The organism is Streptomyces sp. NPDC006208 (assembly GCF_040613775.1).
GTDB lineage: Bacteria > Actinomycetota > Actinomycetes > Streptomycetales > Streptomycetaceae > Streptomyces.
Window position 1 is genome coordinate 51,542 of sequence record NZ_JBEXSW010000050.1, and the last position, 11,789, is coordinate 63,330.

Consider the following 11,789-nt stretch of genomic DNA (forward strand, 5'->3'; position numbering starts at 1 on the left):
GAAGACCTCGGTGGTCACCAGCGATCAGCGGCGGCGGCAGCTCGCCAGGGAGAAGTTCGTCCGACAGCAGCAGCGGCGGGAACAGGCGCAGATCAAGGCGAAGCGCCGCAACACCGTCATCGCCTCGGCACTGGCCGTCGTACTGCTCGCCGGCGCGGCCGCCTATGTCTCGATCGGCATGTCGGACGGCGACAAGGAGAACAGCGCCGTGCCGGGCGAGAGCACATCGCCGGAGCCCACCCCGTCGAAGAGCGACAACCCCGAGCCGGCCATGTCGATCGACACGAAGGCGAAGTACTCGCTGACGCTCAAGACCAACGCGGGCGACATCACGGTCGCGATGGACGCGGCCAAGACCCCGCACACGGTGAACTCGTTCAAGTCGTTGGCGGACAAGGGGTACTTCGACGGCACGAAGTGTCACCGTCTGACCACGCAGGGCATTTTCGTGCTGCAGTGCGGCGACCCCAAGGGCGACGGCACGGGCGACCCCGGCTACACGATCCCTGACGAGAATCTGACGAGCCTCGGCAAGGCGGGCGCGGACGGCACGGTCACCTACCCGGCCGGCACGGTGGCGATGGCCAACACCGGTGCCCCGAACTCCGGCGGCAGCCAGTTCTTCCTCGTGTACAAGGACACCAAACTGGCCCCTGGGTACACGCCGTTCGGCACCATGGACGACAAGGGCCTGAACACGGTGCTCGAGGTGTCGAAGGCCGGAGTCGAGGGCGGCGCGGGCGACGGCGCCCCGAAGAAGGCCGTCACCATCGAGAAGGCCACCGTCCCGAAGGTGTGAGCCGGGCAATTTCGGCCGCGCTGGGTGCGGACAGCCGGGCGGCCGTTCGCCTAGATTGGCGTTGTGCAGCGCGGACCGGGTTCGCGTTGTGAAGGGCGGGCGAGGCCCGTCCAGGAAACTGTGGACGATGCCCGGGGGGCGAACCCCCTCACTGGCATCAGGTGGAGGAGGCGCTGTGAGCAGCGACCCGTGGGGCCGCGTCGATGAGACGGGCACCGTGTACGTGCGTACTGCCGATGGCGAGAAGGTCGTCGGCTCGTGGCAGGCCGGGACTCCCGAGGAGGCGCTGGCCTACTTCGAGCGCAAGTACGAGGGCCTGGTGGTCGAGATCGGCCTCCTCGAGCGGAGGGTGAAGACCACCGACCTGTCGGCCAAGGACGCCCAGACCGCCATCGACCACCTGCGTACGCAGGTGGACGAGCATCACGCTGTGGGTGACCTCGACGCGCTGAGGACCCGGCTCGACGCGCTCGTCGCGACGGTCGACAAGCGTCGCGAGGAGCGCAAGGTCCAGAAGGCGAAGCAGCACGACGAGGCCCGGCACGCCAAGGAGGCGCTGGTCGCCGAGGCGGAGGAGCTGGCGCAGAGCGAGCAGTGGCGGGCGGCCGGTGAGCGGCTGCGCGCCCTGGTGGACACCTGGAAGGGCCTGCCCCGGCTCGACCGGAAGTCCGACGACGAGCTGTGGCACCGCTTCTCGCACGCGCGCTCGGCGTTCTCCAAGCGCCGCAAGGCGCACTTCGCCTCGCTGGACGCGCAGCGCGAGGAGGCCCGGAAGACCAAGGAGAAGCTGGTCGCCGAGGCCGAGTCGCTGTCCGCCTCGACGGACTGGGGTGTCACGGCCGCCCGCTACCGCGAGCTGATGGCGCAGTGGAAGGCCGCGGGCCGGGCGCAGCGCGAGGCCGAGGATGATCTGTGGAACCGCTTCCGCGGTGCCCAGGACGTCTTCTTCGCCGCGCGCAGCGGTGTCTTCGCGGAGCGGGATGCCGAGCAGGCCGAGAACCTGAAGCTCAAGGAGGAGCTCGCGGCCGAGGCCGAGAAGCTGGTGCCGGTGACGGACCTCAAGGCGGCGCGTGCCGCCTTCCGGTCCATCAACGAGCGCTGGGAGGCCATCGGCCACGTGCCGCGCGACGCCCGTCCCAAGGTCGAGGGACGGATGCACGCGGTGGAGCGGGCGATCCAGGAGTCCGAGGACAACGAGTGGCGCCGTACGAACCCGGAGGCGCGTGCGCGTGCCGCGGGTCTGACGGGTCAGCTGCAGGCGGCCGTGGACAAGCTGCGTGGGCAGATCGACGCCGCGCGTGCCGCGGGCAACAACGCCAGGGCGGACAAGCTGGCGAAGGAGCTCGAGGGCCGGCAGGCGCTGCTGGACCAGGCGCTGAAGGGCCTGGAGGAGTTCGGCGGCTGATCGTCGCGGTGAAGGGGGCTGCCGGACCTCGGTCCGGGAGCCCCCTTCGTCTGCCCGGGCAGGGCGTCTGCCCGGTCAGGGACGGCGGGCCGAGGTCACGCGGTACACGTCGTACACGCCCTCCACGCCCCGTACCGCCTTCAGCACGTGCCCGAGGTGCTTGGGGTCGCCCATCTCGAAGGTGAAGCGTGAGGTGGCCACCCGGTCGCGGGAGGTCTGCACCGCCGCCGACAGGATGTTGACGTGCTGGTCGGACAGGACCCGTGTGACGTCCGACAGCAGCCGGGAGCGGTCCAGCGCCTCCACCTGGATGGCGACGAGGAAGACGGACGACTGGGTCGGGGCCCACTCGACCTCAAGAATCCGTTCGGGCTGCTGCGAGAGCGAGTCGACGTTGACGCAGTCCGCGCGGTGAACCGATACGCCACTTCCGCGCGTGACGAAACCGATGATCGGATCGCCGGGCACCGGCGTACAGCAGCGGGCCAGCTTGACCCACACGTCCTCGACACCCTTGACGACCACACCGGGGTCGGCGCTGGAGCGGCGCTTGCCGCGGCTGCGCGAGGGCGGGACGGACTCGGCGATGTCCTCGTTGGCGGCCTCCTCGCCGCCGAGGGCCTGCACCAGCTTCTGTACGACGCCCTGCGCGGCCACATGCCCCTCGCCGATCGCCGCGTACAGGGACGAGATGTCGGGGTAGCGCATCTCGTGCGCGAGCGTGACCAGGGAATCGCCGGTCAGGATGCGCTGGATCGGCAGGTTCTGCTTGCGCATGGCCCGCGCGATGGCGTCCTTGCCCTGCTCGATGGCCTCGTCGCGGCGCTCCTTGGAGAACCAGGCCCGGATCTTGTTGCGCGCCCGGGGGGACTTGACGAAGCCCAGCCAGTCACGTGAGGGGCCGGCGCCTTCGGCCTTGGAGGTGAAGACCTCCACCAGATCGCCGTTGTCGAGGGTCGATTCGAGCGGGACGAGCCGTCCGTTGACCCGAGCGCCTATGGTGCGGTGGCCGACCTCGGTGTGGACGGCATAGGCGAAGTCGACGGGGGTGGCGCCCGCGGGGAGCGCTATGACATCGCCCTTGGGGGTGAAGACGAAGACCTCGTTGCGGGACAGGTCGAAGCGGAGCGACTCCAGGAACTCGCCCGGGTCCTCGGTCTCCTTCTGCCAGTCCAGCAGCTGCCGCAGCCACGCCATGTCGTTGACGGTGTCCTGGCCTGCGCTGCCCTTGGCGGCGCGGGGCACGTCGGTGCGCACCTTGGAGGTGCCGGCGACGGTCTCCTGCTTGTACTTCCAGTGGGCGGCGATGCCGTACTCGGCGCGGCGGTGCATGTCGAAGGTGCGGATCTGCAGTTCGACCGGCTTGCCGTTGGGTCCGATGACCGTCGTGTGCAGCGACTGGTACATGTTGAACTTGGGCATCGCGATGTAGTCCTTGAACCGGCCCGGGACCGGATTCCAGCGCGCGTGCACGGTGCCGAGGGCCGCGTAGCAGTCCCGCACGGTGTCGACGAGGACTCGGATACCCACCAGGTCGTAGATCTCCGCGAAGTCCCGGCCGCGGACGATCATCTTCTGGTAGACGCTGTAGTAGTGCTTCGGCCGGCCGGTGACGGTGGCCTTGATGCGGGCGGCGCGCAGATCGGACTGGACCTCGTCGGTCACTATGGCGAGGTACTCGTCGCGCTTGGGCGCGCGCTCGGCGACGAGCCGCACGATCTCGTCGTACATCTTGGGATAGAGGATCGCGAAGGCGAGGTCCTCGAGCTCCCACTTGATGGTGTTCATGCCCAGGCGGTGGGCCAGGGGCGCGTAGATCTCGAGGGTCTCGCGGGCCTTCTTCTCCTGCTTCTCCCGCTTCAGGTACCGCATGGTGCGCATGTTGTGCAGCCGGTCGGCGAGCTTGATGACCAGGACGCGCGGGTCCTTGGCCATGGCGACGACCATCTTGCGCACGGTCTCGGCCTGTGCGGCCTCGCCGAACTTCACCTTGTCCAGCTTGGTGACGCCGTCGACGAGCAGGGCGACCTGGTCGCCGAAGTCGCGGCGCAGGGTGTCCAGGCCGTACTCGGTGTCCTCGACCGTGTCGTGCAGCAGCCCCGCCATCAGGGTCGCCGGGTCCATGCCGAGCTCGGCAAGGATGGTGGTGACGGCGAGGGGATGCGTGATGTACGGGTCGCCGCTCTTGCGCTTCTGGCCGCGGTGCCAGCGCTCGGCGACCTGGTAGGCCCGCTCGACCTGGCGGAGTGTGGAGGTCTCGATCTTGGGGTCGTTGCTGCGCACGATCCGCAGGAGCGGTTCGAGGACCGGGTTGTACGGGGAGGAGCGCTGGACGCCGAGGCGGGCGAGACGGGCGCGGACGCGGTTCGACGAGCCGCCGCTGCGCGCCACGGCGGGGGGCGCGGGCTTGGGGGCGGAGACAGGCGCTGGACCGTGTGCACGCTCGGCACCGGCCGGCTTCTGCTGCTGTGCCTGCCCGAGGTCGGGCGTGACTGGGCCTGCCGCGGCCTTGTCGGCCTTCTGGTCGGGCTGCGCGGCGGCGGGCTGGGCCTCGTCTGGCAAGGGCACTCCTCGTGCGGTTCCGGGTCCCCCGGTCAGGCCCGGAAAGCCCATGGTATCGACCTCGCGCGTTCGGCTCGCGCTCGGACCGGGGCCCGGGCACGACCGAGGACGGGCACCTGGGTGCTCCCAGGTGCCCGTCCTCATGGTGAACGCTGTGCCGAGCGGCGGCCGACAGGCTACGGAAGCCCACCGGCCGGCGCCGGGAATCCGCTGATCAGAAGCTGATCAGGATGTCGTTCAGATGGTGATCAGTGCCTCCAGCGGAGCCCCGCCGAGAGTCGGCTCCAGGCGGGCACGGCCGCCGAGGAAGGCCAGTTCCATCAGGACCGTGACGCCGACCACTTCCGCGCCGGCCCGGCGGATCAGCTCCAGCGACGCCCCGGCCGTGCCGCCGGTGGCGAGGACATCGTCGATGATCATGACCCGGTCGCCCGCGGCCAGATCCTCGGCGTGCACCTCGACCTCGGCGGTGCCGTACTCCAGCTCGTACGCCTGGGAGAGCGTCGCTCCGGGGAGCTTGCCCGCCTTGCGTACGGGGATGAACCCGAGCCCGGCGCGCACCGCCACCGGCGCCGCCAGGATGAAGCCGCGGGCCTCCAGACCGACGATCTTGGTGGCCTGCGTCCGCACGCATACATCGGCGAGCGCCTCGGTCAGCGCCGTGAAGGCGACCGGATCCGCGAGCAGGGGCGTGATGTCCTTGAACATCACTCCCGGCTTCGGGTAGTCGGCCACATCACGGATACGGCTGAGCAGGAGCTCCTGGGTGGCGGCGTCGGTCATCGACGCCTGCCCGACGGACGCCCGCGGCCACGGCCGCGCTGGCCGACGACCGCGCCCGCGGGGGCTGCGTCACCGGGCACCCCGCCGAAATCCTCGTCGGAGTCCTCCGTCCCGTCCTGCGCCGGCTCGCCCTTGGCAGCGGCGGCAGCGCGCTTGGCGAGCACCCGCTTCTTCAGGGCCTTCATCTGCGGCTCGCGCTCCTTGAGGTCGGCGACCAGCGGAGTGGCGATGAAGATCGAGGAGTACGCACCGGCCGCGAGACCGACGAACAGCGACAGGGAGATGTCGTTCAGCATGCCGGCGCCGAGGACACCGCCACCGATGAACAGCAGGCCGGCCACCGGCAGCAGCGCCACGACCGTGGTGTTGATCGAACGCACGAGGGTGCTGTTGATGCTGCGGTTGGCGACGTCGCTGTAGGTCCAGCGGGTCTGCTTGGTGATGTCCTTCGACCCCTCCTTGAGGGAGTCGAAGACCACGACCGTGTCGTACAGCGAGTAGCCGAGGATCGTGAGCAGACCGATCACGGTGCCCGGGGTGACCTCGAAGCCGACCAGCGCGTACACACCGACGGTGATGGTGATGTCGTGGATCAGGGCGATCAGCGCGGCGACCGCCATGCGCCACTCGAAGGCGATCGCGAGATAGATCACCACAAGGATCATGAAGATCCCCAGGCCGCTCCATGCCTTGTTGGCGATCTGCTCGCCCCAGCTGGGTCCGACCAGTTCGGCGTTGATCGTCTCCGCGTCGACCTTGAAGTCCTCGGCGAGCTCCTTCTCGACCCGGTTGGCCTCCTGCAGGTCCAGTTCGCTGACCTGGATGCGCAGAGTGCCGTTGCCGAGCTTCTGGACGATCGCGTCGTGGCCGGAGGCCCGTTCCGCGGACTCCTGCGCCTGGGAGACGGAGACGCTCGTCTTCCCGGTGGTGAAGACGGCACCGCCCTTGAACTCGATGCCCATGTTCAGGCCCGGCACCACCAGGCTGACCATGGCCGTGATGGTGATCAGGATCGAGATGCCGTACCAGATCTTGCGCTTGCCGATGAAGTCGTAGCCGACCTCACCGCGGTACAGACGGGCGCCGAGATTGCCGAGTCGCGACATCTCACGCCTCCTTCGGGTCGACGGGGGCGGTGACGCGACGGGAGCGGCGCAGCGGCGGCTTGGCGCCGAGACGCTTCGGGTCCAGTCCGGACCACGGGTGGCCGTCCGCGAAGAACTTCTTGCGGGCCATGATCGTCATGAGCGGCTTGGTGAACAGGAACACCACGACGACGTCGAGCAGGGTGGTCAGGCCCAGCGTGAACGCGAAGCCCTGGACCTTGCCGACGGTGACGATGAACAGCACCGCGGCGGCGAGGAACGACACGAAGTCGGAGACCAGGATCGTGCGGCGGGCGCGCGGCCAGGCGCGCTCGACGGCCGGCCGCAGGGTGCGGCCCTCGCGGATCTCGTCCCGGATCCGTTCGAAGTACACGATGAACGAGTCGGCGGTGATACCGATCGCGACGATGGCTCCACAGACCGCGGGCAGGTTCAGCGCGAAGCCGATACCCGGGCCGAGCAGGGCCATGATCGTGTAGGTCAGGATCGCGGAGACCAGGAGGCTGAGGAGCGCGATGAAGGCCAGGCCGCGGTAGTACGCGACGAGATAGACGACCACGAGCGCGAGGCCGATCGCACCGGCGATCAGGCCCGCCTTGAGCTGCTCGCCACCGAGCGCGGCGGTCACGGTCGTGACACTGTCCTCGTCGAAGGAGAGCGGCAGCGCACCGTAGGACAGGATGTTGCCCAGGTTCTGTGCGGAATCCTGGTCGAAGTCTCCGGTGATCTCGGCGCTGGCGCTCAGCGTCTGGTTCACCCGCGGGGCGGAGACCACTTCACCGTCGAGGACGATGGCGAACTGGTTCATCGGGGGCTGCTGCTGCGACAGGCGGCTGGTGATCTTCTGGAACTTCTTGGCACCACTGCCGGTGAAGTCCATCGTGACGATCCACATGCCACGGTTCTGGTCCAGCTGGCCCTTGGCGTCGTCGACGTCCTTACCGTCCACCTCGGCGGGGCCGAGGATGTACTTGAACCACTCGCCGTCCTCCTGACCACAGGCGACGGTCGGCTCGCTCGGCTTGACGTTGTCGCCGAGCTTGCCCCGCACCTTGTCGTCCGCGCAGTTCAGCTCGGTGAACTGCTTCTGGAGAGCGGCGGTGGCAGGGTCGGCCGACGGCGTCGCGCCCGGCTTGGGGCTGTCCGACGGCTCGGGGCTCTGCGAGCCCTTCGGGTCGGTGGACGCGGAGGGGGTCGGCGATGCCGCGGGAGCCTTGAGAGCGTCCGTGACGGCGCGGCCCTGCGTGGTCGGCGTCGCTGTCGGCGAAGGCGAACCGGACGGCGCGCCGGCCGTCGGCTTGTCCTTCGCCTTGCCGTCCCCGGCCTTCTCGCTCGCCGAGGCGCTGGGCTTCGGCTCAGGGGCGGCGGGGCCACCGGCGGCAACCGTCAGCACAGGCCGGAAGTAGAGCTGGGCAGTCGTGCCGACCTGGTCACGGGCCTGCTGGGAGTTCGTCCCCTTGGGGATGTTGACGATGATGTGCTCTTTGCCCTGGGTCTGAACCTCGGCCTCCGAGACGCCCAGACCGTTCACACGGCGCTCGATGATGCCGACCGCGGTGGCCATGTTGGTCTCGTTGACCGCGTTCTCCTGGCCGGGCTGGGCCTTGGCCTTGAGCGTGATGGTCGTACCGCCCGCCAGGTCGATGCCCAGACGCGGCGTGAGCTGCCCCGCCCAGAACATGCCGCCTGTGAGCGCGACCATGGCGATAAGGATCAGAGCCAGGGCGCGCCCCGGCTTGCTCTGAGCCCCCGCGGGCTTTCGGCCCCTGTTCGGTGCTGCCACCTTCTCGTTTCTCCCTGTCCAACCGCCCCCGCGCCGGTGCGCGCCGGTGCGGCCACGAAGTGTTGTGGGGACCTGCCCCCGCGATCAGTCGGCACAGCCCCGGGGACCGCCGGACGCCGGTAGGCGTCCTGCGGTCCCCGGTCGTGACTACTTCGCGTCGCCGTCGGCCTTGCCGTCCTTGGGCTCGGCCTCGTCCGACTCGGCCTTCTTGCCGAGGTCGATCTTGGCATCGTCGTCCGAGGAACCGGTACCGGCGGCGTCGGCAGCGTCGGAGTCGGTGGTCAGCGAGGAAGCGTCGTCCGGAACGACCGGACCGTCCGCCTTGAGGTCGTCGTCGCCGTCACCGTGCACGATGCGGTTGTACTCCTCGTCGTCGAGGACGGCACCGATGGCGTTCTTCGCGAACACGAGGTGGACGCCCGGAGCGGCCTCGAGGAGGACCGTGTCGTGGTTGACCTCCTTCACGGTGGCGTACAAGCCGCCGATGGTCCGCACGCCGGTGCCGGGCTGCATCTGGTCGCGCATCTGCGCGGCCTGCTGCTGCTTGCGCTTGGCCGAGCGGGTCATCAGGAACATGGCCCCGATGAGCACGATGAAGGGGAGGAGGGTCAAGATATCCACGGGGGAATTCCTTCGTACGACCGCGGTGATGAACGGCCTGATCTACGGGGGTGGGCACGCCGACCCTGGAAGGGTGGCATCGGCGGAGTCTAAGCGAGTCCGCATCACTGGAACAACGCCCAGCATCCCACCGTGGTTCCTCGGCCGACGAGTGTCCTCGCCGTCACGCCCCGAACAGACCCTGTTGTCGATGTGCGCCAGTGGCCTGGGGCGGGGGTACGAGTCCGAGATGCGCCCATGCCGCGGGCGTGGCCACCCGGCCACGGGGAGTACGCGCCAGCAGCCCCTCGCGTACAAGGAACGGCTCGGCGACCTCCTCGACCGTCTCGCGCTCCTCGCCCACGGCCACCGCCAGTGTCGACAGACCGACCGGCCCGCCGCCGAAGAGCTTGAGCAGCGCCTCGAGCACGGCACGGTCCAGCCGGTCGAGGCCGCGGGCGTCCACCTCGTACACCTGCAGGGCCGCGGCGGCCACCTCCCGGGTGATCAGCCCGTCCGCCTCGACCTGGGCGTAGTCCCGCACACGGCGGAGCAGGCGGTTGGCGATCCGGGGTGTGCCGCGGGAGCGGCCGGCGATCTCGGCGGCGCCGTCCGCGTCGATCTCGACGTCGAGGAGCTGCGCGGAGCGGTGGACGACGCGCTCCAGTTCCTCGGGCCCGTAGAACTCCATGTGCGCGGTGAACCCGAAGCGGTCGCGCAGCGGGGGCGGCAGCAGACCGGCCCTGGTGGTGGCCCCGACCAGGGTGAACGGCGGCAGCTCCAGCGGGATGGCGGTGGCGCCGGGGCCCTTGCCGACGATCACGTCGACACGGAAGTCCTCCATCGCCATGTAGAGCATTTCCTCGGCAGGACGGGACATCCGGTGGATCTCGTCGAGGAAAAGGACCTCGCCCTCCTGGAGGGAGGACAGGATCGCGGCGAGATCGCCGGCGTGCTGGATGGCGGGACCGGAGGTGATGCGGATCGGCGCCTCCATCTCCGCGGCGATGATCAGGGACAGCGTGGTCTTGCCCAGTCCGGGCGCGCCGGAGAGCAGGACATGGTCGGCGGTGGCCCCGCGCCGTCGGGCGGCCCGGAGGACCAGGTCGAGCTGGGTGCGGACCTTCTCCTGCCCGATGAACTCGTCGAGGACCTTGGGCCGCAGCGCCGCCTCGACGGCGGTGTCCTCCCCATCGGCGGAGGCTCCGACCAGGCGCGCCTCCGCTTCGGCGGTGGTCTCGTCGTCCCAGTTCACGTTGTCTGCCTTCTCGGTTCGTACGGTTGTCGGCCGGTCGGTGGGCGGGTGCCCTGCGGAAGGCTTCCGCGGGGCACGTGTGTCAGCGCGCCCGGTTCAGCGTCTGCAGGGCGGCCCTCAGCAGAGGACCCACCTCGGGCGCGGGACCCATGGCCTCCGCCTGGGGAGTGACCGAGGAAACCGCTTCGTCGGCCTCGCGCGTGGCGTAGCCGAGGCCGATCAGCGCGGCATGCAGCTGATCACGCCAGGACGCGGTGACGGCCGTGCCGACGCCCTGCCTGCCGATGTGTGCGCCGACGGGCTCGCCGAGCCGGTCCTTCAGCTCCAGGAGCAGCTTCTGGGCACCCTTCTTGCCGATGCCGGGCACGGCGGTCAGGGCTTTCTCGTCGCCGGTGGCGACGGCGACGCGCAGCGCGTCCGGGGTGTGCACCGCGAGCATGGCCTGGGCGAGCCGCGGGCCGACCCCGCTTGCGGTCTGGAGCAGCTCGAACACCTGGCGCTCGTCGTCGTCCGCGAATCCGTACAGCGTCAGCGAGTCCTCACGCACGACCAGGGAGGTGGCCAGTCTGGCCTCCTGACCGATCCTCAGTCCGGAGAGTGTGTTCGGCGTGCACTGGACGGCCATGCCGACGCCACCGACCTCGATGACCGCGGTGGTGGGGGCGAGCGCGGCGACGGGGCCGCTCACAAAGGCGATCATGCGGTACGGCCTTTCCTTGCGTGATGCGCGGCGACCGCCTCCTGCAGGCGGTTGTGCGCGGGTGCGCGCCAGATGTGACAGATGGCCAGGGCCAGCGCGTCTGCGGCGTCCGCGGGTCTGGGCGGGGCGTCGAGTCGCAGCAGCCGGGTCACCATCGCGCCCACCTGGGCCTTGTCGGCGCGGCCGCTGCCGGTGACCGCGGCCTTGACCTCGCTGGGGGTGTGCAGGGCGACGGGCAGTCCGCGGCGGGCGGCGCAGAGCATGGCGACGGCGCTGGCCTGGGCGGTGCCCATCACCGTGCGTACGTTGTGCTGGCTGAACACCCGCTCCACCGCGACCAGTTCGGGCCGGTGCGCGTCCAGCCACTCTTCGATGCCGCGCTCGATGGCCACCAGGCGGTCGCCGATCTCGGCGTCCGCCGGAGTCCGTACGACGCCGACGCCGAGCATGGTGAGCGGGCGGCCGGCCACTCCCTCGACCACGCCGATGCCGCACCGGGTCAGTCCGGGGTCCACCCCGAGCACACGCATGCGCCCACCCCTCCCCTCTCTGCGGCTGAGCCTCCCCCACAGCTTCGCCCGGGGGTGCCCCAAGCCTCGCGGAAGTGGTCGTTCGCCGTCGTGGCCGATCAATTGACGGTTGTGGTCGTCAGGCTAACCGCTGCCTCCGACAACGACGGCGGGCCGACGGGGATCCGTCCCCCAGGGGCCCCCCCCCGCGAAGATGATGGAGGGGGGGACAGATACCTCGAAAAAGGACGGGAAGGGAGATTTGGGGAAAGCGGGTGGAACGCGGT

The 11,789-nt window shown here is 69.8% G+C and carries 10 protein-coding genes; 2 read left to right on the top strand and 8 right to left on the bottom strand.

What is annotated here, in order from left to right:
* Window positions 1-10 precede the first annotated feature (10 nt).
* Entirely contained in the window at window positions 11-799 is a 789-nt protein-coding gene (locus tag ABZ208_RS32135) for a peptidylprolyl isomerase (protein WP_356912973.1), read from the top strand.
* A 175-nt stretch (window positions 800-974) separates the two neighbouring features.
* Window positions 975-2,204 carry a DUF349 domain-containing protein gene (locus tag ABZ208_RS32140; RefSeq protein ID WP_328402814.1) on the top strand — a complete coding sequence of 410 codons (1,230 nt, stop codon included), beginning with the start codon at window positions 975-977 and terminating at the stop codon, window positions 2,202-2,204.
* A 75-nt stretch (window positions 2,205-2,279) separates the two neighbouring features.
* Here the strand turns inward: ABZ208_RS32140 and ABZ208_RS32145 are convergent, their stop codons facing one another.
* The 8 genes from ABZ208_RS32145 to ruvC all read right to left on the bottom strand — a co-directional run bounded on the left by ABZ208_RS32145 (window position 2,280) and on the right by ruvC (window position 11,523).
* A complete protein-coding gene (locus ABZ208_RS32145; protein ID WP_356912974.1) occupies window positions 2,280-4,766 on the bottom strand; it encodes a bifunctional (p)ppGpp synthetase/guanosine-3',5'-bis(diphosphate) 3'-pyrophosphohydrolase in 2,487 nt (828 codons plus the stop codon).
* A gap of 237 nt (window positions 4,767-5,003) precedes the next feature.
* A complete protein-coding gene (locus ABZ208_RS32150; RefSeq protein ID WP_356912975.1) occupies window positions 5,004-5,549 on the bottom strand; it encodes an adenine phosphoribosyltransferase in 546 nt (181 codons plus the stop codon).
* Window positions 5,546-6,655 (bottom strand): protein translocase subunit SecF, encoded by a 1,110-nt coding sequence (gene secF / locus ABZ208_RS32155; protein WP_356912976.1) that lies wholly within the window; start codon window positions 6,653-6,655, stop codon window positions 5,546-5,548. The genes ABZ208_RS32150 and secF overlap by 4 nt, the downstream gene beginning before the upstream one ends.
* 1 nt (window position 6,656) lies before the next feature.
* Window positions 6,657-8,438, bottom strand: coding sequence for a protein translocase subunit SecD (gene secD, locus ABZ208_RS32160; protein WP_356912977.1), 1,782 nt, complete (start codon window positions 8,436-8,438; stop codon window positions 6,657-6,659).
* Between the two features lie 147 nt (window positions 8,439-8,585).
* Window positions 8,586-9,059, bottom strand: coding sequence for a preprotein translocase subunit YajC (gene yajC / locus ABZ208_RS32165; RefSeq protein WP_356912978.1), 474 nt, complete (start codon window positions 9,057-9,059; stop codon window positions 8,586-8,588).
* A gap of 163 nt (window positions 9,060-9,222) precedes the next feature.
* A complete protein-coding gene (gene ruvB, locus ABZ208_RS32170; RefSeq protein WP_356912979.1) occupies window positions 9,223-10,293 on the bottom strand; it encodes a Holliday junction branch migration DNA helicase RuvB in 1,071 nt (356 codons plus the stop codon).
* Between the two features lie 82 nt (window positions 10,294-10,375).
* Window positions 10,376-10,993, bottom strand: a complete 618-nt coding sequence (gene ruvA / locus ABZ208_RS32175; RefSeq protein WP_356912980.1) for a Holliday junction branch migration protein RuvA — start codon at window positions 10,991-10,993, stop codon at window positions 10,376-10,378.
* Entirely contained in the window at window positions 10,990-11,523 is a 534-nt protein-coding gene (gene ruvC, locus ABZ208_RS32180; RefSeq protein ID WP_356912981.1) for a crossover junction endodeoxyribonuclease RuvC, read from the bottom strand. The genes ruvA and ruvC overlap by 4 nt, the downstream gene beginning before the upstream one ends.
* Between the last annotated feature and the right edge of the window lie 266 nt (window positions 11,524-11,789).

Bases quoted from the DNA above. Each gene is read 5' to 3' on its own strand.
- ruvA (WP_356912980.1), bottom strand. From the start codon at position 10,993: ATGATCGCCTTTGTGAGCGGCCCCGTCGCCGCGCTCGCCCCCACCACC.
- secF (WP_356912976.1), bottom strand. From the start codon at position 6,655: ATGTCGCGACTCGGCAATCTCGGCGCCCGTCTGTACCGCGGTGAGGTC.
- ruvC (WP_356912981.1), bottom strand. From the start codon at position 11,523: ATGCGTGTGCTCGGGGTGGACCCCGGACTGACCCGGTGCGGCATCGGC.
- ABZ208_RS32150 (WP_356912975.1), bottom strand. From the start codon at position 5,549: ATGACCGACGCCGCCACCCAGGAGCTCCTGCTCAGCCGTATCCGTGAT.